Raw genomic sequence first — 25,629 nt, 5'->3', positions numbered from 1 at the left:
CGCTTTGACTGCTTTACCAGCGGCCGTCGTGATGGCGGTCGCGCTCGTGACGCCATTCGCGCTGCCTTTCATGGTCGCGCCAGCGCTGATCGCGTCGCCACTCATGGCGGTGGCGCATCTCCTGATGACGACGCCACTGTTCATGACGCCACCAGCGGCCTTCGCCGTAGCGATAGTTGTTACGCCACCAGTGACCGTCGCGCCAGCGGCCGCCGTCCCAGTAACGTCCATGACGATCGCGATCGCCTAAATGTAGCGACACGCCCGGTGCCAGCATAATCCGGGCGCTGTCAGCCTGCGCTGTGTGCATAGCCAACGGTGATAAAGTCGCCAGCAAGGTGGCGATAAGCAATAAATGTTTCATTTTCTCTCCTTATTAGCGGCACAGCTGCTCCGCCATGGTGCCAGTATTATAAAGAGAAGGTTAAGGTTGCGCCTGGCTAATTCCTAAAAGCGTCAAAAAATTGTTAAGAGAAATGTCATATGGCGAGGCCGCCGCAGGGCGCGGCGGCGAAAGGGTCAGGCAAGAATGCTGTCGATATGTTCCAGCTCGCTCTGGCTGAATTCACGCTGCGCCAGCATGCCAACGGCATCATCTATCTGGCTGGTCTTGCTGGCGCCAATTAATACCGAAGTCACGCTGCTGTTGCGCAGAACCCAGGCCAGCGCCATCTGCGATAGCTTTTGGCCACGCTGCTGCGCCAGTTCGTTCAGCCGCCGCACTTTCTCCATCTTCTCCGGCGTTAACTGCTCGCTGCTCAGAAACCGGCTGCCGCTGGCGGCGCGTGAATCCTCAGGGATCCCTTTCAGATAACGATCGGTCAGCATCCCGCCCGCCAGCGGCGAAAAGGCGATACAGCCAACGCCCTGCTGTTGCAGCACGTCCAGCAGGCCGTTCTCCGGTGCGCGTTCAAACATGGAGTATTTCGGCTGATGGATCAGGCAGGGCGTACCCAGCTGCTTCAGAATGGCGATCGCTTCCGCCGCCAGCTCTGCCGGATAGTTGGAAAGGGCGATATAGAGCGCTTTGCCCTGGCGCACCAGATGATCCAGCGCGGTCATGGTTTCTTCCAGCGGCGTTTCCGGGTCCGGGCGGTGATGATAAAAAATATCGACATACTCCAGCCCCATGCGCTTCAGGCTTTGGTCGAGACTGGCTATCAGATACTTACGCGATCCCCAATCGCCGTAGGGCCCGTCCCACATCGTGTAGCCCGCTTTGGAAGAAATAATCAGCTCGTCGCGCAGTGAAGCGAAGTCCTGACGCAGGATGCGGCCAAAGTTCTCCTCTGCCGACCCCGGCGGCGGCCCATAATTGTTGGCGAGATCGAAATGGGTGATGCCCTGATCGAACGCATGCCGCAGCAGCGCGCGGCTGTTCTCTACCAGCGTGCTGTCGCCAAAGTTATGCCACAGGCCGAGCGATACGGCGGGCAGCTTCAGGCCGCTGCGGCCGCAGCGATGATAACTCATTGTCTGATAACGTTTTGCATCGGGCTGATAGGCCATAGAAGTTCCTGTGCTCGGAGAGAAAGATGCGGTAAGCATCACAGTGTATACGGTTACACTAAGTCGGATCGCGCGGCGGATCGCAACTTGCGGAAAAGCTTTTTACTCATTTATGGCTTTATGCAGCGGCTTATCGCGCGGTAACAAATTTTCAGCAGCAGAATTGCCTTAAGCTGACCATATTTGTGCTTAATAAGGGCAGCTATACTATTGAGCATGCTATTTATGGTGGGCAGTGCGGTTACAATAACGCCCTGGTTCGATTGCAGGAAGTGGTAAAAGTGATTGAACCGGCCTCGCGTCTCTGGCTGGTGGAGGTTATGCTGCCGCAACTGGAGTTATTGCCGCTGCCAAAGCGCCTTGCAGTAGCGCCATAAAGGCAATGGGTGACAAAAAGTCTGATAACGACCTTCAGATTCAGATTGATGCCCGTGGGAAACTGCCGCCGGTGCAGGTAAGGTAGGCGGTCGCAGCGCGATTTTACGCTGGCCCGCAAGGGTTGGGCGTTGTTGTTTGAGTGGGGGAAATTTATAGTGTGTACAAATGACGTAAGCGGAGCAAAACAATAATGACTAAGTATGCTTTGGTAGGTGATGTAGGCGGCACCAACGCGCGCCTGGCACTGTGTGAAGTCGAGAACGGTGCCGTATCACAAGCCAAAACGTTCTCCACAGCAGACTACGATAGCCTTGAGGCGGTCATCCGTTTTTATCTTGCCGAGCAGCAGCAGGATGTCACGGATGGCTGCATCGCCATCGCCTGCCCGATTACCGATGACTGGGTTGAGATGACCAATCATGACTGGGCTTTCTCCACCAGCAAAATGAAAGCGAACCTGGGCTTCGAGCACCTGGAAATCATCAATGATTTCACCGCCGTGTCGATGGCTATCCCCATGCTGACCGAGCAGGACGTGATGCAATTCGGCGGCGGCGCGCCGGTGAAAGACAAGCCGGTTGCCGTTTATGGTGCCGGAACGGGTCTGGGCGTAGCGCATCTGGTGCACGTCGATAAGCGCTGGGTCAGCCTGCCGGGCGAGGGCGGTCACGTCGATTTCGCCGCCAACAGCGAAGAGGAAGATCTGATCCTGGAGGTGCTGCGCGCCGAGCTGGGCCACGTCTCTGCCGAGCGCGTGCTGTCTGGTGCGGGCCTGGTCAATCTTTATCGCGCTATCGTTAAAGCCGATAATCGCGTGCCGGAAAACCTGAAGCCGAAAGATGTTTCCCAGCGCGCGCTGGAAGATAGCTGCACCGACTGCCGTCGCGCCCTGGCGATGTTCTGCGTGATTATGGGGCGTTTCGGCGGCAACCTGGCGCTGACCATGGGCACCTTCGGCGGCGTTTACATCGCTGGCGGCATCGTACCGCGTTTCCTGGAGTTCTTTAAGGCTTCCGGTTTCCGCGCCGCTTTTGAAGATAAAGGCCGCTTCAAAGACTACGTGCAGAATATCCCGGTTTATCTGATCACCCACGATAAGCCAGGCCTGCTGGGCGCGGGCGCGCATCTGCGCCAGACGCTGGGCAGCATCCTGTAACAGAAAAGGGTCGGTTTACCGGCCCTTCAGACTGCTGATAAACGTAAAGCGATGGAGGGCCTGTGGCTGGAGTACTACGGGCCATGGACGGCCCGTACTGAGCTACCACGGACGGTGCTTTTTGCGTTTTTGCGGAAGACACAGGCCCTCCTGAGCCGGCACCGGCATACTTCGGCATCAATCTCCCTTGCTATAGCCGCATCAGCTGGCGAAACTCCCGCACCTTGCTGCGGCTGACCGGCACCTGAAAATCCAGATCGCGCAGCTTCAGCATATAGGTATTGTTAAACCAGGGTTCGATTTCGCGGATCTTGCTTAAATTCACGCAGTAAGAGCGATGACAGCGGAAAAAAGCCTCCTCCGGCAGTCGGCTGCAAAACTCGGTGATATTCATCGACATCACGTACTCTTCCCGCCGCGTATAAACAAAGGTCATTTTTTCGTGGGCTTCGGCATAGTAAATGTCGTTGATATCCGTAACGATAATCCGCTCATCCTTCACCAGATTAATGGTATGTACCTGGCTGCGTGGGCTTTCTGCGCTGCTTTGCGTCGCCTGCTGCAGCGTATTTTCCACTTTGCGCAGCATAGTGATAATACGCATCTCATGATAAGGCTTGAGGATATAGTCAAAGGCCTCCAGCTCAAACGCTTCCACCGCGTGCTCTTTATAGGCGGTGATAAAAACAATCAGCGGCCGATGGGCGAACTTGCTGATATTTTGCGCCAGCAGCACGCCATCCAGCGAGGGAATATTGATATCCAGAAAAATCACGTCCGGCTGATGGTTTTGCAGATACTTCAATACGTCCAGGCCGTCGTCAAAGGTCGCCTCGATCTGTAGCTGGCTGTGCTGGCGGATCAGCCAGCTCAGCTCCTGCTGCGCCAGAAATTCATCTTCTACAATAATGGCTTTCACATCGCTTTCCCGGTTAAGGCGGCGTCAGGCCGCTAGTAAGACAAATCGGGCAGGCTCGCCCCTTTTTTATTAATATAAAAGGCGATTTCAGTGCCCGGATTCAGCCGGTGAATATGCAGTCCTTCGCCATAAAGCAGCCTGACGCGATGATGCACGTTCAGCAGGCCAATCTTGTTGCCAGGCATTTCATTGCTTTCCACCCGCCGGATCACCTCTTCGCTAATGCCGTTGCCTGTATCCCGTACCGCAATACGTATACGTTCGCCGGTATCCTGCACGCTGATAGTGACCACGCCTTTGCCGCGACACGGGTGCACGCCATGCACAATGGCATTCTCTACCAGCGGCTGGATCAGCAAACTCGGTAACGAACAGCTGATATCTTCGTCGATCTCATAGATTACCGTCAGCTTATCGCCAAAGCGCGCCTGCTCAATAGCGATATAGTCTTTGATCTGATAAAGCTCCTTACGGATATCAATGATTTCGTCGTCGTTCAGCTCAAGGTTATAGCGCAGATAGCGAGAAAGATTACTGATAAGCTGGCGCGCGGTGTCCGGATTGATACGGATAGAAGAAGAGATAGCGTTCAGCGCGTTAAAAAGAAAATGCGGATTAATTTTGCTTTGCAACGCACGCAGCTCGGCTTTATTCGCCATCTCGCGTAGCTGCTCGGCACGCGACACCTCCAGCTGCGTGGAGATAATTTGCGACAGCCCGACGGCCATCTCGCGCAGCGACCAGGTAATACGGTGCGCATGGCGATAATAAATTTTCAGCGTGCCGGTGACTTCACCCAGCTCGCGCAGCGGGATCACGATCATCGAATGGATTTCCGGCGTGCGGTGCGCCTCATCATTATTGCGGATAATGATTTCGCCGTTGGCGATAGCTCTGGCGGTGGTGGGGCTGATACCGTCATCGCCTTCGCGATAGTTTTGTTCACCCACGCCAACATAGGCCAGAATCTGGTTTTTATTAGTGATGGCTACCGCATCCGCGTTGATATCGTCGCGAATAATCTCGCACACTTTGCGCAGCGAGCTGCTGTTGACCTGACGGAACAGCGGCAGGGTTTTATTAGCGATATCCAGCGCCAGCTTGGCCTGCCGGGCGGCTATGGCCTCTTTTTCGCCCTCGACGCTCTGGATCAGCAAAACGATCAGGCCAATGCTGGCCGCGCCCAGAATCATCGGCACGGCAATCTCTTCCACTATCGCCATGCCCAGCGCGTATGGCCTGGCCCAGGCCAGAATCAGGATCATCGTCAGCGACTCGCACAGCATGCCGCCGACAATACCCACACTCCAGCGCCGCTCTTTTGCCACCTTCAGATTAATCCAGCCTGAGGCGATACCGGCGATAATGCTGGTAATTAAACAGGGAACGGAAGTCACGCCATGCACATCAATCAAGAAGCGGTGTAGCCCGGCCACCACGCCGGTCACTATGCCGACCCAAGGGCCGAACAGAATGCCGCCGGACATAATAGCGATAGTGCGCACGTTAACCAGCGACCCATCGACATTGATGCCGCTCCAGGTGCCGAAAAGCGCGAACAGCGAAAAAATAGCCGTTACCGCGATCAGCTCCTGCCGGGAGTGCTCATCCTTTTGCAATAGCTGGCGGAAGTGCGGAGTTCGCGTTAAAAAAAACAGACAGATAAGCATTAAGGCGGCGCGGTCTATAACCGCGAGCAACATCTCAAACATCGAATGCACGGGCGCCTCGGCTGGCGATAAAAAGTTGCTCCATAATAAGGAAAGCGGACGGCAAGCGCACAGGGATTTTGCCTGCATTAATAGCTACCCATGCCAAAAAGCGTCATTACCCTCAAAAAGGGGAAAACCTGGTAGCAAAAAGGGGATGTGTTTTGTTTGGTGCCGCAGATAGCTTTACAAGCCGGGCGTGCTGCAGGATAGTCTGTTTGTGGCCGCTTTCAGCAGCAGGCTGCCACGAGTTTTGTTCCCCGTTTGCGAGGCGATTATGCAACTCACTACCGAAAGATTGCTGCTGGCAAAGCTTCAGCCAGAAGACTGGCCGCTGTTTCAGCAGGTGCACAGCGATGCGGTCAGTATGCAGTATATCAGCGCCGTACCGCAGCCAGCGGATGTTCGCCAGCGCTTTCAGACCCGGCTACAGCCCTGGCAGACCACCAGCCTGCATATGCTCTGCCTGACCATAAAACTCAGAGAAAGCGGCGAGCCGCTGGGGCTGATAGGGGCGAATGCGGAATGGTCGCCGTGGCGGCAGGCCGAGGTCGGCTATTCGCTGCTAAGCCAGCAAACCGGCAAAGGCTACGGCAGCGAGGCGCTGGGCGCACTGGCCGACTGGCTGTTTACCGAATGCTGTTTCCACAAGCTGAAAGCGCAGGTGGTCGAGGGCAACTGGCCTTCGCGGCGCATCCTGGAAAAAAACGGCTTTCGGCTTGAGGGCACGCTGAGAGAAAACTATCTGCTGCGCGGCGAATGGGTAAATGACTGGCTGTTCGGCAAGCTGGAATCAGATTAATTCGGCTCGACAGCCTGGCGAATTTTGCGCTATGGTCATCTCTCGACCAGTTTCTGGTCAGCGTCGCTCGGACGGTTCCGGGCGCTAACGTTTACAGAGGTCCCTATGGCTGATATCAGCTCTGCACGCCGTTTTTCCCGTATTGAACGTCTTCCGCCCTACGTTTTTAATATCACCGCCGAACTGAAAATGGCGGCGCGCCGCCGTGGCGAAGATATTATCGATCTCAGCATGGGCAACCCGGATGGCCCTACGCCGCCGCATATTGTCGAAAAACTCTGTTCAGTCGCACAGCGTGAGGATACGCACGGCTACTCAACCTCGCGCGGGATCCCGCGTTTACGCCGCGCTATTTCTCGCTGGTACGCAGATCGCTATCAGGTGGATATAGATCCGGAATCAGAAGCCATAGTCACTATCGGCTCGAAAGAGGGGCTGGCGCACCTGATGCTGGCAACGCTCGACCACGGCGATACCGTACTGGTACCGAATCCCAGCTATCCGATTCATATCTACGGCGCGGTTATCGCAGGCGCTCAGGTTCGTTCGGTGCCGCTAGTGGAAGGAGTAGACTTCTTTAACGAGCTGGAGCGCGCCATCCGGGAAAGCTACCCCAAACCTAAAATGATGATCCTCGGCTTTCCGTCCAACCCAACGGCACAATGCGTAGAGCTGGATTTCTTTGAGCGAGTTATCGCACTGGCTAAGCAATACAACGTGCTGGTTATCCACGATCTGGCCTATGCCGATATCGTCTATGACGGCTGGAAAGCGCCTTCCATCATGGAAATCCCTGGCGCGCGCGACGTGGCAGTAGAGTTTTTCACCCTTTCCAAAAGCTACAATATGGCGGGCTGGCGTATCGGCTTTATGGTCGGCAACAAAGAGCTGGTGGCGGCGTTGGCAAGAATTAAAAGCTACCACGACTATGGCACCTTTACGCCGCTACAGGTTGCCGCTATTGCCGCCCTGGAAGGCGATCAGCAGTGCGTACGGGATATCGCGCAGCAGTATAAACGCCGCCGCGATGTGCTGGTAAAAGGGCTGCACGAGGCGGGCTGGATGGTGGAAGTACCGAAAGCTTCCATGTATGTCTGGGCGAAAATCCCGGATCATTACGCGGCGATGGGGTCGCTGGAGTTTGCCAAACATATGCTGCAGGAGGCCAAAGTCTGCGTCTCGCCCGGCATAGGTTTCGGCGACTATGGCGATACGCATGTGCGTTTCGCACTGATTGAGAACAGCGACCGTATCCGTCAGGCGATCAGAGGCATTAAGGCGATGTTCCGCGCCGACGGTATCCTGCCGGGAACGGCGAAAAGCGAAGAAACCGCCAGCCAGGCGGAGTAAAACCAGCTGCATAAAAAGAGCGCTCTCGTCCGGCGCTCTTTTTTTCCTCGAAACTCACGGCGATCTCTGAAACAGAGCGGGTCGTTATGTCTCAGCGTTGAGGGTAAGCTTGCTGAGCTACAGCATCAGATAAAAAGTGCCTACCCAGGCCAGAAACAAAAACGAAATGCCCATTAATGCATATTTCACTGCAAAACTCCTCTGAGCGACGGCGGCCTCGTCAGCCCGCGCTACCGGTTACTGTGACAGAATCGACCGCTAATTTACCCGCTCCGCCTGATAAAATAAAGTTGCTATCCGCAGGAATTATCTACTTTTTAAGCGCCCTGAACGTCCGGCTCAGCGGCTTAGCTCCGGCACCACCGACATCCCTACTTTAAGACGCGCCAGATCGTCCTGGCCGGGCTCCAGCAGGATCTTCACCGGCAAACGCTGCGCGACTTTGGTGAAATTGCCCGTGGCGTTATCAGCAGTGATAGCTGCGAAGGTAGAACCGGTCGCAGGCGCTACGCTATCGATATGGCCGCGCAGCGTGACGCCAGGCAGCGCATCCACGGTCATCGTCACCGCTTCGCCGATTTGCACATTAGCCAGCTGTGTTTCCAGAAAGTTCGCCACCACATAAGTTTGCTGGAGCGGCACCACGGCCATCAGGCGTGTACCGGCGGAAACCCATGCGCCCTGACGGGCGGCGCGCTGGCCGACAGCGCCATCAATAGGCGCGGTAATGACGGTATAGGAAAGATTCAGGCGCGCCTGATCAACGCTGGCCTGAGAAGCGGCGATATCCGCTTTAGCCTGGCGCAGGCTGGCCTCAAGGACGCCTACTGCTTTACGTGCGGCCAGCGCGGCGGCCTGGCTCTGTCGCAGCTGCGCCGCTGCTTCCTGCATTGATGCGCTGGTTTTCTGCTGCTCGTCCGCTGTCGCAGTGCCGGTTTTTAACAGGCGGCGATAGCGTTCGGCGTTTTGGCCCGCATAGTTCAGCGTCGCCTGGCTGGCCGTCACGGCGGCATCGCTTTGCGCAATGGTCGCCTGCTGCTGCTCAAGCTGCGCCTGTACGCTGCTCATTTTTGACTGGCTTACGGCCAGATTTGCTTCAGCGGTTTCCAGCGCGACGCGATAGTCCCGATCGTCGATCGTCGCCAGCGTGTCGCCCGCTTTAACCTGCTGGTTATCGCCGACGTTGACGGTGCGAATATAGCCGGACACTTTCGGTGCGATAGCAGTGTAATCGGCGGTGACTACGGCATCATCGGTACGCGCCTGGTGGCGGCTCATGGCCGACCAGACGAAAAAGGCGATCGCCAGCAGGATCGCCAGCAGCGCGGCCAGCGCCAGGGTTCTTTTTGCAGGAGTGAAGCTCATCATTATTATCTCGTGGCTTTAGTTTGAATAAGGGTTTGCGGCGGCCAGACGCGTTTGGGCAGCCAGGCGGTCAGCAGCACCAGCAGCAGGGCGAAGCCGATAATCAGCAGATAGGCATCGCTGATGCTCAGGATCACCGCCTGGTGTTTAAGCAAGGTGGCGAAGTGGCTCAGGTTTTCGGTGGAGCTGGCCGAACCGTCCGGCAGCAGCGGCTGCATCGTTGAGGCGCTGGCGCTGTTGTTCGCCGTCATCAGCCAGGGACGGTTGCCCAGCTGATCCACCAGGCTGTGCGAATGAAATTTCTCGCGGTGCGTCAGAAAATTCTCTACCAGGCTGCCTGCCGCCACGCTGGAAAAGCCGCGTACGGTATTAAACATCGCCGAGGCGTAAGGCCCTTCCGGCGGCTGCACTACGCTGGTGGCGCTCATCAGCACCGGCAGGATCAACATCGGCTGGCCAAAGGCCTGCAATACCTGAATCAGCCAGAAGTTCTGCCTGGCCCAGTCGTCGGTAAGCTGCATGCCCATCACGCAGGAGAGGCTCAGCAATGCCGCGCCGCAGGTCAGCATCCAGCGGCAATCCACCCAGCGAATATTCAGCAGGAACGCCATCAAAGGCGCGATCAGCAGCTGCGGCAGACCAATAGTTAACGCCAGCGGCGCGAACTGCACGGTGCGAAAACCTTCAACCTGGCCGAAATAGGCGGATGGCAGAGCGGAGCCGGAGAGCGCCACCAGCAGCACGCCAGCCAGCACCAGCAGCCCGTGCGTCAGGTTTCTTCGCGCCAGCATCTGTAGCTTGAACAGCGGTAGCGGATGCGACCATTCGTTGAATAAAAACACTACCAACAGCGCTATAGAAGCGAGCAGCATGCCCGTAATCAGCGGCGAATTAAACCAGTCGAGCCTTTCGCCCTGCGACAGCGTCAGCACCATCAGCGCAATCCCGCTACAGCCGGTCAGCATGCCGAACAGATCGATCTGCTTAAAGCGCTCCAGCCGCAGCGGATCCTGCGGCAATCCCCAGCCGATCAGCAGGCTGGCGACCAGGATCGGCGGCACTACCTGCCAGAAAACAAACTGCCAGCCTACGGCATCCGTCCAGAAAGCCGCCAGAGAAGCCGCCACGTTGGGGCCGAAAGTGGCGGTCAGCGCATAGGCGGAAAGCCCATACAGCTTGATGCCGGGCGGCAGAAAACGCAGCGCCACCGTCATCAGCAGCGGCGGCAGCGCGCCGCCGAACAGGCCCTGAATCACGCGCAGGCCGATAAACAGCGCTGGCGTGGCGGCAAAGGGCTGTAAAATACCGGTCAGCGCGAAGCCGAAGGCCACGGCCAGCGCGAAACGGCGCAGCGACAAAGTCACCGCAAACCAGGGCGCGATCATCATTGCCGCCACTTCGGCAGCCTGATAGGCCGAGGTAATCCAGGTTGCCTGATCGTAGCTAAAGCCGATAGCGGCGCGGACGTCGGCCAGCGCCAGATCGGTTACGCGATCGTTTAAACCTGAAGTCAGCGCAGCAATCAGCACGCCCACCAGACCCAGCGCCAGACGCAGGGTAAAAGGGTGGGATGCCGGGGCTGCGGGTTGAGCATTCATAGCAGGTGCTCCGCAGAGAGAGTTATTGTGATGCACTGTATTGCATTGTGATACAGTGGCGCTGATATTACCTTGTGGTTAACTGTATTGCAATGTGATACGGCCACGGAAAGAGTGCTAAAGTAACGCCATCAACAAGGAAGGAAATCTTATGTCTGAACCTGTGGCTTTACGTGATGAAGAGCGTACCGGCGGTATTCAGGTTATCTCGCGCGCGGCTAAAATTCTTAATGCGCTGGGCGACAGCCCCAACGGCATGAGCCTGGGCGAAATCGCGCAGGCCGTCGATCTGCCGCGCTCGACCGTACAGCGTATTGTCGGCGCGCTTGATTCCGTTCAGCTGGTTCGTAGCCAGGGCGCGCGCGGCGTACGTTTAGGCCCGGCGTTATTGCGTTTGATCGCCAGCGTGCATACTGATGTGGTAGCGATAGCGCGGCCCTGGCTACAGTCGCTTTGCGATGCCACGGGCGAAACGGTTTCGCTGGCGCGGGCCAGCGGCCTGCAGCTGGCTATCGTGCACTACGTGGTGGCCGACCGCGAGCTGCGCGTGGTGCCGCGCATCGGACTAAATTTGCCGCTTTACAGCACTTCCGGCGGCAGGGCTTTACTGGCGCTGGACAGCGATGAAGAAGCGAGAGCGCTGGTGGGCGAAGCTTATGAGGCTATTACCGAGCTGACCGTTAAGGCTTTTCCCGATCTTACGGCAAGGCTACAGGAGATCCGCCGCAGCGGTATTTCCTACGATCGTGGCGAGACGCTGGAAGGGATCTCCACCATGGCGGTAGCGTTAGATACCATACTGGGACGCTTTTCCATCAGCTTACTGGTTCCTTCTGCCCGTTTCCAAAAGCACGAAGCGCTCTTCCGCGAAGAGATCCTGAAGTGCAAAGAAGCGCTGGTGGATGAAATTGGCAAAGCGGCATTACGTGACTGACAGGAGCGGCAAATGAACAAGCTTTTAGTGGCGGTAGATAATTCGGCGCTGGCGCGCAAAGTGGTTTCTCTGGCGACAGAGCAGGCGCTGGCGCAGGATGCTGACGTAGTAGTCTTATGCTGTGTAGATGCCAGCTACGCCAGTACCACGGCGGATTACGTGATTGAAGCGGGCGAAGATCCCGACGACTTCGGCAGCGCGCTGGATGAGCAAAATACGGCGGAGGCAGCCGTACGCCATGCGCTGGCGCAGCTACAGGGAGGCGGCGTTCGCGCGACCGGGCGGGTGCTGGCAGGCGAATCGGCTGAAACTATCGTGGCGCACGCCAATGCCATCGGCGCAACCATGATTATTATGGGCCGTCGCCATCTCTCTTCTTTTAATCGCTTACTGAAAGGCTCGGTCAGCGCTGCCGTCATCGAGCGCGCCAGCTGTCCGGTATTGGTAGACGTACGCGCTGACTAAAAGGTTTTACGGCACTTCAGGTTAATTTCTCTGCGGGCGCAAAAAGTATACTCTCGCCCGCGTCCCGAATTCAGTGCAAAAAAAAGCCCGCTCGCCGCGGGCATAACTACTTGTAATTATAAATAAAATTCCTGGTGTTACGCAGACATGTCGCTGTGTCTGGACTTATATTGGCATTCATTTTTGCCCGGCGCTACACGGCTTCCTGAATCGATTCAATCGGTAAAATATTGCAAAGCTTACGAAAAAAAGCGCAAAAGCAGCCTTTTCCGATGGAGATAAATCGCCAGATCCGTACCATGCGACGGCGGAGAAGGAGTAAAACATGAAAAAAAACCTAATTGGTGTAATGGCGCTGACGGCCTTGCTGTTAACTGGCTGTACTTCCAACAAGCCTGGCGCATTTGAAAAAGTAGGTGAAGATCCTGCGGTAAATAGCGTGCTCTATCGTTACAACCCTGAAAAAGTAGACAAAGCAGCGATGCTACAGGATGTGGAAAACTATTGTGCAGACAAAGGATTTGATAAGGTTGAACCTATTAAGCCGCAGGAGAGCCGGCTGCCGGGATTAATGAAAGCCTGGTACCAGTGCAATTACAGCATTAAAAGCTAATAAAAAAGGGCGGGTAATTACCCGCCCTGGATACTGCATTTTATTTTTATATTGCCGTGTGCAGGCTTTGCCCGCTTGAGGTCATTACGCCTCTTTTACCAACCCCGATGCGGACCATGATGGCCGCCGTGGTGATAGCCTGGCCCACCGTGGTGGCCGCCGCGATAGCCGTCGTGGATAATACAGCCGCTTAGCATGCTTATTACGCCCAGAATAGCTAAAGATTTAATTAGTTTCATTATGCTTGCTCCCTTCCTTTCCAATAGCTAACACTCTACAAAACAAAAGTGGAGGAATAATGCCGCTTTTGTAGAGTTATTAGAGGAAATATTTCTAAATAATTCATGAGAGAAAGTTTGCTTTTTGTTTGGCCGGAAAGAAATAAGAGAAGGCTTAAAAAAAGGCTCCTTAAGACAGAATGTTCTTAAATAAGCGTGTTGCGCAGCGAAAATACTATAACGAAAATTTGCGTTAATGACAGCAGGAAGAAATTTCCAGGATAGACTTAAGGCAACTTTTTATGACAAGGATACGCAATGAATTATCAGGTTAAAAATGTGCTGGCGGCCCAGGCAGAGCTGGGCGAGTGTCCGGTCTGGTCAGTACGCGAGCAGGTGCTTTATTTTGTCGATATCCTCGCGCCAGCGCTCCATCGCTTCGATCCGCAAAGCGGCGAACATAAAGTGATGCCCATACCTGAGCATATCGGCTGTTTTGGGCTGAACGAGCAGGGTGGTTTCGTTGCCGCGCTACGAAGCGGCGTGGTGTTGCTGGATGAAGAGGGGAAAATTACCCGCCGTGTGGCAGATAACCCCGGAGAAGCGGCCTTTAGCCGTTTCAACGATGGCCGTGTCGATCGTCATGGACGCTTCTGGTGTGGCAGCCTGTGGGAGCCGCAGGATCGCAACGGCGGCAAGCTTTGTCGGCTGGATGAGCATCTGCGCCTGACCGTTGAGGCGGAAGATATCAAAATCTCCAACGGGCTGGCTTTTTCCCCTGATGATCAATGGATGTACCACACCGATACGCCAAATGGCGTGCTGTATCGCTACCCGATAGATGATAAAGGCGATATTGGCCCGCGCGAAGTATTACGTCGTTTCGAAGGCAAAGGCGGCCTGCCGGATGGCGCAGCGGTGGATAGCGAAGGCTTTTACTGGTCAGCGATGTTCGATGGCGGGCGCATCGTGCGTATCAACCCGGAAGATGGCGAAATCGTTGATGAAATTAAGCTGCCGGTGCGCTGGCCGACCATGGTTGCCTTCGGCGGGCCAGAGCTGAAAACGCTGTATATCACCAGCTCACGTGAAGATCGCAGCGCCGAAGAGCTGGCGACCTGGCCGCAGTCTGGCGATTTGTTAGCGGTAGAGGTCGACGTAGCAGGTCTGCCGGAGCCGCTTTACCGTATGGCTTAACGAGAAAGAGCCAGCAAGGCTGGCTAACAATGATGACAAAGTATGCCGGTGGCGGCTCAGGAGGGCCTGTGTCTTCCGCAAAGACGCAAAAAGCACCCTCCGTGGTAGCTCAGTACGGGCCGTCCATGGCCCGTAATGCTTTGCTCCAGCCACAGGCCCTCCATCGCTTCAAGTTTGTCCGCAGAAAGAGCCAGCTTTGCTGGCTCTTTCTGCGCTGGCGGAAAACTTTTACAGCGGCTGCGCCTGGCGCAGCGCTTCCTGCTCTGCAGCTGGCGCATGAGGCAGGCGGATAGTTATGGACATAATCAGCGACAGGGCCAGCAGCGCCATAATCAAGCTAAAGGTCACCATAAAGCCGCCGAACAGCGAGGCAATCAGCGAGCCGAGCACGCTGCCAATACCGAAGCCCAGATAGAGCAGACCATAGTTTTTGGTCAAATTATTCAGGCCGAAAAAGTCGCTGACCAGCGAAGGATAGACGGTAATGGTGCCGCCGAAGCTAAAGGCCACGCAGGCTACGGAGATAAAGAAAGTTGTCTCGTTCATATGGGTAAACAGCATAATACCCATGCCCGCCAGCGATACGACCTGTGCCAGCGTAATCACGCGAATGCGCGCCATTTTATCGGAAAGCACACCCAGCACCAGGCGACCGCTAAGATTGGCGATAGCGATCACCGTTACCGCGCTGGCGGCAGTTTGTGTGGAAAGATTCACCAGGCCTTCGCCGATATCTTTTGCCACGCCAATTACATACAGGCCGCTCATGCAGGCCGTCAGAAACATCACCGCCAGCATCCAGTACTGCGGCATACGCACCGCCTGCGCCAGCGAAAAGTCGCGCATGCTGTTGACGCTGCCGGTCGCTGCCTGCTGTTTCGGCGCATCCTTCATCAACAGCGCGCCCAGAATAATCATGGTCATGGCGATACCGCCCCAAATCAGGAAAGTATTTTCAAGACTGTTAACGCTCAGCAGATAGCTACAGATAAATTTGAATCCCAGACTGCCCAAGCCGTAAGCGCCGATAGCACAAGCGGAAATTACGCCTTTGCGTTCAGGAAACCACTTTACGCAATTGGACAGAGTCATCAGATAGCCCGCGCCGTCGGCCAGCCCTACCAGCACGCCCGCGCTGAGATAAAGCATAAACAGATTATCGGCCTGCGAGGTCAGGAAAAAGCCGCAGGCCATTAGCACGCCCGCGCCGATAGTCACATTGCGCACGCCGAAGCGTTCCTGAAGCTTCCCGGCCAGCGAAGAAGCTACCGCCAGGCCCAGGCTCAACAAACCAAACGAGAAAGCGACCTGGCTGACCGGGGCTTCCAGCTTATGGGAAAGCTGGCCGTTAAACAGGCTCCAGGTATAAACCGAGCCGAGCGCGAACTGCGTAATAATGGTGCCGGCCAGCGTAAGCCAGCGAACGCGGTGACTAACGGGTTGTGTGCTCATGGGATGCTCCCGGGAAGAGTAAGAAATTAAGCACAGAATAATGCGGGTTTTATTAGCGCGGGGGATTGGGGGCATGAACTGCCGCCATTCGGGAATGAAATGCCGCTGGGGCGGCATAAACGGCGGCGGGAAAAACAAGCAAGGCGGGCAAAGCGGCTGCCCGCCGTCAGCACTATTCCGTTGGCTGAAGCCGCAGGCTGCGCAGATCGTTGCCGGTCGGCGTCTGGTGCACGCGCAAACCAAACTCCGGCAGCACGGCGAAAATATGATCGAAAATATCGGACTGGATCCGCTCGTACTCCAGCCAGACGGTGGTATTGGTAAAGACGTAAATTTCCAGCGGCAGACCGTCCGATCCCGGTGCCAGCTGGCGCACCATCAGCGTCATGCCTTTATGGGTATGCGGATGCGCTTTTAGCCAGGCCTCCAGCCAGGCGCGGAAAGTACCGATGTTGGTCATGCGGCGGCCGTTGAGCGGCGTGCTGGTATCCAGACCGGCATTATAGGCCGATACTTCCTGGCTTTTGCTTTCCAGGTAAGGCGACAGCAGCTGGGCACGTTTTAGCCTTGCTATCTCTTCTTCGCTCAGGAAATGGATGCTGGTGGTATCGATATTTACGCTGCGTTTGATGCGGCGGCCGCCCGATTCTGACATCGCGCGCCAGTTTTTAAACGAATCAGAAATCAGCGCGTAGGTAGGAATAGTGGTAATAGTGTTATCCCAGTTGCGCACTTTAACCGTGGTCAGCGCGATATCGACTACAGCACCATCCGCGCCATATTTAGGCATATCCAGCCAGTCGCCCAGCTTCAGCATATTGTTAGCGGAGAGCTGAATGCCCGCCACCAGCCCTAAAATAGGATCTTTGAATACCAGCATCAGCACGGCGGTCATGGCGCCCAGGCCGGTCAGCAGCACCAGCGGCGACTTGCCGATCAGCACGGAAATAATCATCAGCGCTACCAGCAGTGCTGCAATCAGTTTCAGGCTCTGAAAAATACCGCGCAGCGGCATCTGCCGGGCAATCACGCTCTCTTCCGACAGATCCAGGAAAATATCCAGCAGCGAAAAGAACATCAGCAGGCCGAAAACCATTACCCAGACTTCGCTGAAAATCATTAACGCGCTGTAAATCGGCTCGATGCCGGAGAGAAAAAGCTCCAGCTGAATCTGCAAAAACAGACCCTGCATCAGCAGGGCGAAGCGGCTGAACAGCTTGTTGTCGATCAGCGACTTCGGCCACTGACGGCTCGATTTTTCCGCCATGCGCCGCAGCAAAGGCAGCAGGACGCGATGCAGCAGACCGTGCGCGATCAGCGAGATCAGCAGAATGATGGCCAGAACGGCAGTAAGCGCAATCAGCGGCGCATAGGGCAGCGCAAAAGCGTTGAGCTGCGCAAGAATAAACTGGTGCATAAATTGAGTTCCCTTTAGTCAGGCTGTTCCGAAGGTCGCAAAACGAGAAAATAGCGCGCGGCGGCGAAAAAACAGACGTTATGCGGGGCGTCAGGGTAGCCTGGCCGCTGCGGCAAAATCAAATCGGATTTTCCTCAGGCTTTTATGCTGTCTGTTGAGCTGCCTGGTTGTCCGGGCCCGCTCAGGTTTTCACCAGTTTTGCCGATAAACGGGGAAGGCGAGGACTTTTCGTTACTCGCTATCTATCAACCTGGCTTTGCCACTTTTTGACGTAAGGAATTTATTATGCCGGGGATACCAGTTCGTTTATCAGGGAAATTGATTTTTGGCGGCATCGCGATGCTGCTGTTAACCATGCTGCTGGTTTGGTTTGCTATTTCCCTGCGCGGCCAGCCGCGCGTGGTAGCCGCCAGCAACAGTATGATCCAGCAAACCGGCGAAAACATCGTTGGTCAGCTTAACCAGCAGCTACTGCGTGTCGAAGGCGAAGTAGTCAGCGTGGCGCGCCTGGCAGAAGTTTTGCCACACCAGGAAGAGCTGTTTAAAAGCGTGCTGCCGCAAATTATCGACGGCAAGGGCGATAAAAGCATCGCGGGCGGCGGCGTCTGGCCGGAACCCGATGCCTTTACCCAGGGCGTTGCCCGCCGCAGCTTTTTCTGGTCGCGCGGCGCGGATGGCGCGCTGGCTTATTCCGACGGCTACAACGCTGCTGGCAGCGCGGGCTATCACAATGAAAGCTGGTATACCTCAGCCCGTAATGCGTCACGCAATAAGTGCGACTGGTCGGAAGTTTACCAGGATCCTGTTTCTCAGGTGAATATGGTGACCTGTAGCGTTCCTTTCACCCAGGGCGATAAGTTCGCTGGCGTGGCGACTTTTGACGTGCTGCTGGATAACCTTTCCGGCTTTATGCAAAACCGCGGCGGCCTGACCGGCGGCTATGCTTTTGCACTGGATGGCGCGGGCAACGTGCTTTATTTTCCCGGCAGCAAAGATAAGGCGCTAAAAAAATTTAGCGCGCTGGCGGCTGAAAAACCCTGGCTGGCGCCGGTACTGAAAGGCGTGGCGGAAAATAAAAGCACGACCACGCTGAACGGCGTAGAGGACGGCGTGCTCAACCAGAATACGCAGGTCACGCTGTTCAGAATGCCGGATACCGGCTGGGTTATCGGGCTGGTAACGCCGGAAGCGAAAGTTACCGCGCTGGCGGACAACATCCGTCAGGATATCTTTATCGTACTGATCCCTGCGCTGTTGCTCCTGTTGCTAGTAGTGTGGATCTTCGCCCGTCGTCTGGCGGCAAGGCTGGAATCCACCCGCGCGGCGCTGGATGAAATCGCTAACGGCGATGGTGACCTGACTCGCCGCCTGGCCACCGCAGGCAAAGATGAGCTGGCTGAAATCGCGGTCTCGTTTAACCAGTTTGTTGATAAAATCGCGGGCGTTATCACCAGCGTGCAGGCCAGCGGCGTCAATGTCGCCGCCAATGCCAGCTCGCTGGCGGAAAGCAATCAGGCCTTTTCCGCTAAAATCAGCGACCAGGCGGCGGCGCTGGAACAGAGCGCGGCAGCGATGGAGCAGCTCAATGCTACCGTGCAGCTCAATGCGGAAAACACCCGTCTGGCGGACTCTTTTACCGAACAGACGGCGCAAATCGCTCGCAGCAGCAGCGAGGTGATGAACCAGGTAATCGCCACTATGGCCTCGATTAAAGCTTCATCAAGCCGCGTAGGCGAGATCCTCAGCGTGATCGACGGCATCGCTTTCCAGACCAATATTCTGGCGCTGAATGCGGCAGTGGAAGCGGCAAGAGCAGGTGAGCAGGGGCGTGGGTTCGCAGTGGTCGCCTCAGAAGTACGCGCGCTGGCACAACGTAGCGCCTCGGCTGCTCAGGAGATCAAAGAGCTGATCGGCCAGTCTGATACTACGGTATTGACCGGTAGCCGACTGGTGGAAGGCGCAGGCGAAAAGCTGGCGGGGCTGGTCAACGACGTCCTGAAAGTTAAAGAGGTCGTCGGCGAAATCCGCGTGGCGGGCGATGAGCAGAGCAAGGGCATCAGCGAAGTAACGCTGGCCGTCTCGCAGATGGAGCGCAGTATCCAGCAAAACCTGCTGCTGATAACGCAGACGGCGGAAAACACCGAGGCGCTGCGTACGGAAGCCTCGCAGCTGGCTCAGGATATCTCTTCTTTCCGGGTCGCTTAAATCAGGTTGTCTAAGGAAACCCGGCGTAATGCCGGGTTTCAGACTGCTGAACCTGAAGCGATGGAGGGCCTGTGGCTGGAGCAAAGCATTACGGGCCATGGACGGCCCGTACTGAGCTGCCACGGATGGCGTTTTTTGCGTCTTTGCGGAAGACACAGGCCCTCCTGAGCAGGCACCTGCATACTTTGTCATCAACCTCACCCGGCGTCATGCCGGGTTTTTTATCAGCAATAGCGCGGTTTATAGATCAGCGTCTGCATCCAGCCTTCGATATCTTCCGGTTCCTTAATCCCAGCCAAACCGTGCTTACACAGGTAGCGAACCAGGCCTGTAGCTATGGCTAACTCCGTATTGAGGATATCGGCCTGGGAAGGATAGAGCTTGCCTTTCTCCCGATCCGCCTTGCTGACCTGTTTTGCGCACAAACGGGCCGCTTCGATAAACAGCTTGTCATCCACGCGCGCCGGTCTGGCTGCATAAATCGCCAGGCTTACCGCCGGGAAAATATAGAAATTATTAGCCTGGCCAGGATAGCGCGTTTCGCTGCCGATCTTCTCTTCGCCAAACTGTACGCCTGCGGCGAACAGCGCTTTACCCTCGCTCCATTCGTAAGCCTGCTTAGCCGTACATTCCGCATTTTCAGTAGGATTGGACAGCGCAAAAATGATTGGTCGATCGTTGAGGCGGCTCATTGCTTTTACCACGCCTTCGCTAAACAGGCCGCCCTGAGTGCTGACGCCAATCAGCATGGTCGGTTTAACCTGCTCAACGACCTTTTGCAGATCCTTTTCGCTCGCCATGTCACGAGCGTAAACCTGCTGTGAGGCATTCAGGTCATCCCGATCAACGGTAATAAGTCCTTTTTTATCAAACAGCGTAATGGCTCGCCGCGCTTCATCCTTATCCGCGCCTTCCTGCGTCATCGCTTCGACCAGCATATCGGCGATGCCAGTGCCCGCCGAGCCTGCTCCGGCAAACAGCACGCGCTGATCGGTAAGCTTGCCGCCGGTCGTTTCCAGAGCGGTCAGTAAACCGGCGAGTACCACGCTGGCCGTGCCCTGAATATCATCGTTATAGACCAAAGCCTGCTGCTGGTAACGTTGCAGATAGCGAATCGCATCGTCGCCTTCCCAGTCTTCAAAATGGATACAGCAGCCGGGAAAAACCTCTTCCACGGCGGCGACAAACTCATCCAGTAACTCATCCAGCGCCTGCTGCCCGAGCTTTTCCTCACGCAGGCCGGTATAGAGCGGATCCGCTTTCAGCTTTTGATTGCCGGTGCCGATATCCAGATGAACCGGCAGCAGCCCTTCAGGCGGCACGGCGGCGCAGGCGGTATAAAGCTGTAATTTGCCAACCGGGATTGGCGCGCCGTTAGCTCCGATATCGCCCAGGCCAAGAATGCGCCCGCCGGAGGTCACGCAGATAAAACGCACCTCTTTCTGTGGCCAGTTGCGTAAAACTTCTTTCAGGCGGCCTTTCATCTCGCGCGTCAGGTACATGCCTTTAGGACGGCGATAAAGATGGCCATATTTGCGGCAGGCATCGGCGATAGTGGGATCGTATACCAGCGGGATAAAAGTCACGGGATCGGACATCAGGGTGGCGTAAAACAGCGTTTCGTTGCGGTCAGCCAGCTCCTGAAGATAGATAAACTTCTCAATATCATCGGGTTTATTATCCAGATGCTCCAGCACGCGCTGCATCTGGGTTTCCAGCGAATCCACTACCGGTGGCAGCAGTCCTTCAAGATGCGCCTCTGTTCTTTCCTGCTGACTGAAAGCCGTATCTTTATTTTTTATGGCTGAGTGCAACAGGCGATAATCTGGTTTGGTCATTATGTTCCCTTTTGGTCAAAACGGGTCAGGCCCCTACAAGCTAAAGACTAAGCCTGGTCGAGAGACGCCGGATTTGCCGGGACGGAAATGTAACAAAATCAGAGGGAAGGGCGACAAACAGGGTGGAGGGATGGCGCGGCATCCGTGCTGCTTTACTTTTATGCTGCCCGTCATATTGAGCGGTCAGCGCCACGGCGGGAGTTTACTTGATATAGCTACGAATCGCGTCCGCAATAGCTTTGTTGGGGCCGCGGTGATCTTCGCGCTGCTCCGTATCATCTGCGACTTTTTGCAGATATTTATTCAGCTTGCCGCCGGTAGGCACATTGCCATAGGCAATCAGCATTTGCACAATCTGCCGCAGGGCAAGCAGTTCGACGGTAAGGCGTTCAACAACAGGATCTTTATCTGGCATTCGGGGGACTCCGGTAGGGTTTTCCATTCACTTGGTGCCCAGTTTACGCCCGACAGCCAGCAACCAATCCGTGGAATACCGCCACAGAACGGCGTTAAATCCTGGCCGTCGCCTGGCTCAGGAAAGATAAAGCACCGCCTCGGGCGCCTGTAATAGCGAGTAAAGTTCTGTGGAAGTTGCGCCGGACAGATCACGCTGCTGTTGTAGCGAGCTGTAGCGCATCGAACGTATTCTCTTCAGCTGCTGCCAGACCAGAATAGCGGAGGCCGCCAGCGAACAGGTGTTATCGCCTTGTGCGCAAAGCAGCGTGTAATGCCACTCTTCATCCAGTTCGTTAGAGAAAAACTGCACGCTCTCCGCAGGCAGTAGCGCACGCAGATCCGGCAGCAGAAACTGGCTGACGCTGCGGGTAAGACGTAGAGTAAAAGTAGCTGGTCGCATCGCGCATTCCTTGTCGTTAACTGGACGGGTTCAGACGCTGTCGCGCTCACTATGACGCCACTCCTCTGGCCCCATCAGCTATCTTAGAGAATCCCGGTTGAAGTTCAACGCGTTAAAATCGGATTTTGGCCCGGATTAGTTTTCTTTAGCCGACAATTAAAAACAATCAGAGCCATCCGAACAGGAGTAGTCATGAAAAAAAATATGGTGTTTATCGGTGCCTTACTGGTTGCTGGCTGTGCGCAAAATGCACCGGCGCCGTTAACCATGAAAAACCCGGCGGCGGCCTACTGCGTAGAGCAGGGCGGTAAATCAGAAATAGTAACAACATCAAAAGGGCAGACAGGCTACTGCACGCTACCTTCCGGCGAACGCATTGATGAATGGACGCTGTATCGGCGGGATCATCAACAAAGCCGTGCCGAATAAAGGCCGAATATGGCTGGCGCTTTCCGGGTGAAAAGAACGCGTCAGCTAATTTATTATTTCGCTATTATAAATATTTTATTAAATTCAAATTGCGAAATGCAATTCAATAAATTCCTGCAATGGCTATATTAAAGGACACCATCATAGAATGGTGGTCTTTTATTTCAAAGGAAGAGGCATTCCTGACCATATTGGAACTTGATCGGCACCTTTATCTGGATTATTATCGCCTGCCTGTGTTTAGTGGTTTTTTAAGCATTTTTCTTAGAAAAAACAGCGACATGAAAAAGGAGCTCTTCATCAATGTGCGGTAAAAAAGCCATTATTTTTCTATTGATCAGGAAGAGGATATTAGACATTTTTCCTGGGGAAATATTTTCTGATGAATTAAAAAACCTTCATTCTATTAACCCACGTACAGGTAAAAAGGCGATAGCAGCCTTATTCGCTACTTAAAACGTTGAAAGCTGTATTCAGCGCTGGAAATAAAACGGATTTATTAGCTGCTCAGTAAAATTTTTGCAGTTCAGGACTCAGGCAAGGAGCAATTATGAGAGTCACTATAAAAGAAAGGCGGCCCATTGCGGCGCGCGATAAACGTTGGGCGCAGGCCAGCGCCCGCTGGCTGAAAAACCGCGGAGTAACGCCAGACCAGATATCCTTCGCCAGTATTTTCTGCGCGCTATTCGCCGCCGCAGCGTTTTTATTTGCCTTTACGTTTTCTTCTGTCTGGATAAGGGGCTCGCTGCTGCTGCTGGCGGCGATAATGATTCAGGGCAGGTTGCTCTGCAATCTGCTGGACGGCATGGTGGCGGTGGAAGGCGGCCTGGCAAGCCCGGCAGGCCCTGTTTGTAATGAACTCCCCGATCGTATCTCTGACTCGCTGATATTTGTTGCCGTTGGCTACGGTATGCCGCTTATGCCGCAGGCGGCAGCGCTGGGCTGGTGTGCGGCACTGTTGGCACTGATGACGGCATATTTACGCCTGCTTGGCGGCACCTGCGGCCTGAAGCAGCCTTTCTTTGGGCCAATGGCAAAACAGCACCGAATGGCTCTGCTGTTCGGCGGCGCGCTGCTGGCTGCTCTACTGCCTGCCGAGAGTGGGCAATGGCTGCTCTGGCTCTGTCTTTGCATCGTTAATATCGGCACGCTTGTTACCTGCTGGCGGCGGGGCCAGTACCTCTTCATCTCGCTGCGGCAGCAGGCGGAAAAGCAGGGAGAGGAAGATGCAAAATAGCAAAAAAATGCCGCTGGATAAGCGTCTGGCCACCGGGTTTCTGGTTAACCTGTGCCGCCTTTTAACCGGGATCCGCGCCCGCTGGCTCGCGCCGCTGCCGGAGGATCAGGTCAGGATCTATTATGCAAATCACAGCAGCCATCTCGACGGCATGGTGATCTGGGCCAGTATGCCAGCCCATTTGCGCCAGCGCGTGCGTCCGGTCGCCGCTGCGGATTATTGGCTTACCAGTAATATCCGACGCTACGTTGCCACGCGGTTATTTAATTCGGTATTGGTAAAGCGCCGTGCATCGGCAGAAGCCGACGCAGCAGATAATCCTCTGGCGCAGATGTCGGAGCCGCTGCGCAAAGGCGAATCCCTGATAATTTTCCCGGAAGGCACTCGCGGCGATGGCGAAGCAATCGTGAGGTTTAAAAGCGGTATCTGGCACCTGAGCCGGCTTTATCCTCAGGCCGAGCTGGTGCCGGTATATCTGGAAAATCTTAACCGCGTGCTGCCGAAAGGATCCCGCCTTATCGTGCCCATACTCTGTTCAGCAACCTTTGGCAAACCGGTCGCGCCCTGCGGCGAAAAAGAAGAGAAACAGGCTTTTCTACAGCGGGTAAAAGAAGAGCTGGAGGCTCTGAAACCATGATTATTCAGGACAAAGCGTTAGAAATCTTGATCGGCGGACTGTTTGGCCTGTTATTGCTCGCCACGCTGGCTGGGAAGCTACTTGTTTGGTTTAAAGGCCGCTCTCCGGTAATTGATAATCTTAATGCCCGCATCCGCGCCTGGTGGGTAATGTGTATTTTTTCCGTAGCGGCATTATGCTTTGGGCCTGTTGGCTCGACATTACTTTTTGCAGCCATCTCTCTGCTGGCGTTAAGAGAATGCATTACTTTAACGCCAACCCGGCGTGGCGACCATGAGGCGCTCTTCTGGTGCTTTTTTATTATCCTGCCCGTGCAGTATCTGCTGGTTGCTACCCAGTGGTACGGTTTTTTTGCGGTTTTTATACCGGTTTATGCCTTTCTGTTTATTCCTGTCCGCATGGCGCTTGCGGGAGATTCATATAACTTTCTGGAAAGAAGCGCCAAAATTCAGTGGAGCATGATGGCTGCCGTCTACTGCATCAGCCACGCGCCGGCTTTATTGATGCTGCCCATTGCCGGTTTTGAAAATCAGAATATCAAGCTACTGCTGTTCCTGATGATCGTGGTACAGATTTCCGACGTATTACAATACGTTTTCGGCAAGTTATTCGGTAAAAGGCCCATAGCGCCGCGCCTGAGCCCAAATAAAACGCTGGAAGGCTTCGTCGGCGGTATTGCCGCAGCGACGCTGGTTGGAACCCTATTATGGTGGGCAACGCCCTTCACGCCTTGGCAGGCCGCGCTGATTTCTTTGGTTATTACGCTACTGGGCTTTGCTGGCGGGCTCTGCATGTCGGCAATCAAGCGAGATCGCGGCGTTAAAGATTTCGGGGCAATAATCGAAGGCCACGGCGGAATGATGGATCGTATTGACTCGTTATGCTTTGCTGCACCGATATTTTTTCATCTGGTGCGCTTTTGGTTTACCTGAGCCGCGATTGTTTATCAGACGTTGACGTTGAATGTTAAGGCTCAGACGGCTGTCAACGACCTGCTGCGAAAGAGAATGACCGCGAAACATTGGTTTCAGTGGGTTTTTGCGAACTAATACGGATGGCGGCGAACTGTGAAATGGCGTCCCCTGCAGGAATCGAACCTACAACTAGCCCTTAGGAGGGGCTCGTTATATCCATTTAACTAAGGGGACAGCGGCAGGGAGTATAGCGCGTTTTTAGTCGCAGATTAAGCACTTACCCAACTGACTGCTGGTTTTATCGGCAGCTGTAAAGCTTTCATTACTTTTTCTCGGGTGCGATCAACAAAGCCTCTACGCTCTGATAACGTGATTTTTGTTCTGGATCAATATGCGCCCTTTGACACAGGCATAGTGTAGGCCTCGTCCGC

The 25,629-nt window shown here is 55.1% G+C and carries 26 protein-coding genes and 1 tRNA gene; 13 read left to right on the top strand and 14 right to left on the bottom strand.

Annotation, left to right across the window (positions count from 1 at the left end; genetic code table 11):
• Positions 1 to 13: 13 nt before the first annotated feature.
• On the bottom strand, positions 14 to 364 hold the full coding sequence (locus ACETPC_RS06170; protein WP_380179615.1) for a zinc ABC transporter substrate-binding protein: 351 nt from the start codon (positions 362 to 364) through the stop codon (positions 14 to 16).
• Positions 365 to 519: 155 nt separating this feature from the next.
• Positions 520 to 1,509 (bottom strand): L-glyceraldehyde 3-phosphate reductase, encoded by a 990-nt coding sequence (mgrA, locus tag ACETPC_RS06165; protein ID WP_380179613.1) that lies wholly within the window; start codon positions 1,507 to 1,509, stop codon positions 520 to 522.
• A 185-nt stretch (positions 1,510 to 1,694) separates the two neighbouring features.
• Here mgrA and ACETPC_RS06160 point away from each other — a divergent pair, with 185 nt between their 5' ends.
• Together ACETPC_RS06160 and glk are read left to right on the top strand one after the other, a co-directional pair.
• Positions 1,695 to 1,886, top strand: coding sequence for a hypothetical protein (locus ACETPC_RS06160; protein ID WP_380179611.1), 192 nt, complete (start codon positions 1,695 to 1,697; stop codon positions 1,884 to 1,886).
• A 191-nt stretch (positions 1,887 to 2,077) separates the two neighbouring features.
• Positions 2,078 to 3,043: a glucokinase gene (glk, locus tag ACETPC_RS06155; RefSeq protein WP_380179609.1), complete on the top strand. Its 966-nt coding sequence runs from the start codon at positions 2,078 to 2,080 to the stop codon at positions 3,041 to 3,043.
• A 190-nt stretch (positions 3,044 to 3,233) separates the two neighbouring features.
• Here glk and ACETPC_RS06150 read toward each other — a convergent pair whose 3' ends face one another.
• Both ACETPC_RS06150 and ACETPC_RS06145 read right to left on the bottom strand, forming a co-directional pair.
• Positions 3,234 to 3,962, bottom strand: a complete 729-nt coding sequence (locus ACETPC_RS06150; protein ID WP_380179607.1) for a LytR/AlgR family response regulator transcription factor — start codon at positions 3,960 to 3,962, stop codon at positions 3,234 to 3,236.
• A 32-nt stretch (positions 3,963 to 3,994) separates the two neighbouring features.
• Complete coding sequence (locus ACETPC_RS06145) at positions 3,995 to 5,665, bottom strand: LytS/YhcK type 5TM receptor domain-containing protein (RefSeq protein ID WP_380179688.1); 1,671 nt, start codon at positions 5,663 to 5,665, stop codon at positions 3,995 to 3,997.
• A gap of 283 nt (positions 5,666 to 5,948) precedes the next feature.
• Here ACETPC_RS06145 and ACETPC_RS06140 point away from each other — a divergent pair, with 283 nt between their 5' ends.
• The gene (locus ACETPC_RS06140; RefSeq protein WP_380179605.1) at positions 5,949 to 6,473 is read left to right on the top strand and encodes a GNAT family N-acetyltransferase; all 525 of its coding nucleotides are present in this window, start codon (positions 5,949 to 5,951) and stop codon (positions 6,471 to 6,473) included.
• Between the two features lie 105 nt (positions 6,474 to 6,578).
• Entirely contained in the window at positions 6,579 to 7,823 is a 1,245-nt protein-coding gene (alaC, locus tag ACETPC_RS06135; RefSeq protein WP_380179603.1) for an alanine transaminase, read from the top strand.
• Positions 7,824 to 7,940: 117 nt separating this feature from the next.
• Here alaC and ypdK read toward each other — a convergent pair whose 3' ends face one another.
• The 3 genes from ypdK to ACETPC_RS06120 all read right to left on the bottom strand — a co-directional run bounded on the left by ypdK (position 7,941) and on the right by ACETPC_RS06120 (position 10,786).
• Positions 7,941 to 8,012 (bottom strand): membrane protein YpdK, encoded by a 72-nt coding sequence (ypdK, locus tag ACETPC_RS06130; RefSeq protein WP_246762156.1) that lies wholly within the window; start codon positions 8,010 to 8,012, stop codon positions 7,941 to 7,943.
• Between the two features lie 150 nt (positions 8,013 to 8,162).
• Positions 8,163 to 9,188, bottom strand: a complete 1,026-nt coding sequence (locus ACETPC_RS06125) for an HlyD family secretion protein (RefSeq protein ID WP_380179686.1) — start codon at positions 9,186 to 9,188, stop codon at positions 8,163 to 8,165.
• A gap of 5 nt (positions 9,189 to 9,193) precedes the next feature.
• Positions 9,194 to 10,786, bottom strand: a complete 1,593-nt coding sequence (locus ACETPC_RS06120) for an MFS transporter (protein WP_380179601.1) — start codon at positions 10,784 to 10,786, stop codon at positions 9,194 to 9,196.
• 151 nt (positions 10,787 to 10,937) lie between these two features.
• Here ACETPC_RS06120 and ACETPC_RS06115 point away from each other — a divergent pair, with 151 nt between their 5' ends.
• The 3 genes from ACETPC_RS06115 (at position 10,938) to ACETPC_RS06105 (ending at position 12,798) form a co-directional block, all read left to right on the top strand.
• A complete protein-coding gene (locus ACETPC_RS06115) occupies positions 10,938 to 11,720 on the top strand; it encodes an IclR family transcriptional regulator (protein ID WP_380179599.1) in 783 nt (260 codons plus the stop codon).
• Positions 11,721 to 11,732: 12 nt separating this feature from the next.
• Positions 11,733 to 12,185 (top strand): universal stress protein, encoded by a 453-nt coding sequence (locus ACETPC_RS06110; RefSeq protein ID WP_380179597.1) that lies wholly within the window; start codon positions 11,733 to 11,735, stop codon positions 12,183 to 12,185.
• 325 nt (positions 12,186 to 12,510) lie between these two features.
• The gene (locus ACETPC_RS06105) at positions 12,511 to 12,798 is read left to right on the top strand and encodes a hypothetical protein (RefSeq protein ID WP_380179595.1); all 288 of its coding nucleotides are present in this window, start codon (positions 12,511 to 12,513) and stop codon (positions 12,796 to 12,798) included.
• 95 nt (positions 12,799 to 12,893) lie between these two features.
• Here ACETPC_RS06105 and ACETPC_RS06100 read toward each other — a convergent pair whose 3' ends face one another.
• Positions 12,894 to 13,037: a hypothetical protein gene (locus ACETPC_RS06100; RefSeq protein WP_380179593.1), complete on the bottom strand. Its 144-nt coding sequence runs from the start codon at positions 13,035 to 13,037 to the stop codon at positions 12,894 to 12,896.
• A gap of 297 nt (positions 13,038 to 13,334) precedes the next feature.
• On the opposite strand from ACETPC_RS06100, the gene ACETPC_RS06095 reads away from it, so the two are divergent.
• On the top strand, positions 13,335 to 14,213 hold the full coding sequence (locus ACETPC_RS06095; RefSeq protein WP_380179591.1) for an SMP-30/gluconolactonase/LRE family protein: 879 nt from the start codon (positions 13,335 to 13,337) through the stop codon (positions 14,211 to 14,213).
• Between the two features lie 228 nt (positions 14,214 to 14,441).
• On the opposite strand, the gene ACETPC_RS06090 is transcribed toward ACETPC_RS06095, so the two are convergent.
• Positions 14,442 to 15,665: an MFS transporter gene (locus tag ACETPC_RS06090; protein ID WP_380179589.1), complete on the bottom strand. Its 1,224-nt coding sequence runs from the start codon at positions 15,663 to 15,665 to the stop codon at positions 14,442 to 14,444.
• A 172-nt stretch (positions 15,666 to 15,837) separates the two neighbouring features.
• Complete coding sequence (locus ACETPC_RS06085) at positions 15,838 to 17,082, bottom strand: mechanosensitive ion channel family protein (protein ID WP_380179587.1); 1,245 nt, start codon at positions 17,080 to 17,082, stop codon at positions 15,838 to 15,840.
• Between the two features lie 285 nt (positions 17,083 to 17,367).
• Here ACETPC_RS06085 and ACETPC_RS06080 point away from each other — a divergent pair, with 285 nt between their 5' ends.
• Positions 17,368 to 19,287, top strand: coding sequence for a methyl-accepting chemotaxis protein (locus ACETPC_RS06080; RefSeq protein ID WP_380179585.1), 1,920 nt, complete (start codon positions 17,368 to 17,370; stop codon positions 19,285 to 19,287).
• 224 nt (positions 19,288 to 19,511) lie between these two features.
• On the opposite strand, the gene ACETPC_RS06075 is transcribed toward ACETPC_RS06080, so the two are convergent.
• From ACETPC_RS06075 to ACETPC_RS06065, 3 genes are all read right to left on the bottom strand, one after another.
• Positions 19,512 to 21,125, bottom strand: coding sequence for an NAD-dependent malic enzyme (locus ACETPC_RS06075; protein WP_380179583.1), 1,614 nt, complete (start codon positions 21,123 to 21,125; stop codon positions 19,512 to 19,514).
• A 202-nt stretch (positions 21,126 to 21,327) separates the two neighbouring features.
• The gene (locus ACETPC_RS06070; RefSeq protein WP_380179581.1) at positions 21,328 to 21,540 is read right to left on the bottom strand and encodes a hypothetical protein; all 213 of its coding nucleotides are present in this window, start codon (positions 21,538 to 21,540) and stop codon (positions 21,328 to 21,330) included.
• Positions 21,541 to 21,657: 117 nt separating this feature from the next.
• Positions 21,658 to 21,981, bottom strand: a complete 324-nt coding sequence (locus tag ACETPC_RS06065; protein WP_380179579.1) for a hypothetical protein — start codon at positions 21,979 to 21,981, stop codon at positions 21,658 to 21,660.
• Between the two features lie 192 nt (positions 21,982 to 22,173).
• Here ACETPC_RS06065 and ACETPC_RS06060 point away from each other — a divergent pair, with 192 nt between their 5' ends.
• From ACETPC_RS06060 to ACETPC_RS06045, 4 genes are all read left to right on the top strand, one after another.
• Positions 22,174 to 22,410, top strand: coding sequence for a DUF333 domain-containing protein (locus ACETPC_RS06060; RefSeq protein ID WP_380179577.1), 237 nt, complete (start codon positions 22,174 to 22,176; stop codon positions 22,408 to 22,410).
• Positions 22,411 to 22,960: 550 nt separating this feature from the next.
• Entirely contained in the window at positions 22,961 to 23,647 is a 687-nt protein-coding gene (locus tag ACETPC_RS06055; protein WP_380179575.1) for a CDP-alcohol phosphatidyltransferase family protein, read from the top strand.
• Complete coding sequence (locus tag ACETPC_RS06050; RefSeq protein WP_380179573.1) at positions 23,637 to 24,284, top strand: lysophospholipid acyltransferase family protein; 648 nt, start codon at positions 23,637 to 23,639, stop codon at positions 24,282 to 24,284. The genes ACETPC_RS06055 and ACETPC_RS06050 overlap by 11 nt, the downstream gene beginning before the upstream one ends.
• Entirely contained in the window at positions 24,281 to 25,216 is a 936-nt protein-coding gene (locus tag ACETPC_RS06045) for a phosphatidate cytidylyltransferase (protein WP_380179571.1), read from the top strand. The genes ACETPC_RS06050 and ACETPC_RS06045 overlap by 4 nt, the downstream gene beginning before the upstream one ends.
• A 141-nt stretch (positions 25,217 to 25,357) precedes the next feature.
• Here the strand turns inward: ACETPC_RS06045 and ACETPC_RS06040 are convergent.
• Positions 25,358 to 25,432: transfer RNA gene (locus ACETPC_RS06040), tRNA-Arg, on the bottom strand.
• Between the last annotated feature and the right edge of the window lie 197 nt (positions 25,433 to 25,629).

It is taken from the genome of Pantoea sp. sgz302252 (assembly GCF_042610525.1).
Taxonomy (GTDB): domain Bacteria; phylum Pseudomonadota; class Gammaproteobacteria; order Enterobacterales; family Enterobacteriaceae; genus Erwinia.
Note: the sequence above shows the minus strand (reverse complement) of the source record. Positions and strands in the feature narration are given on the sequence as shown.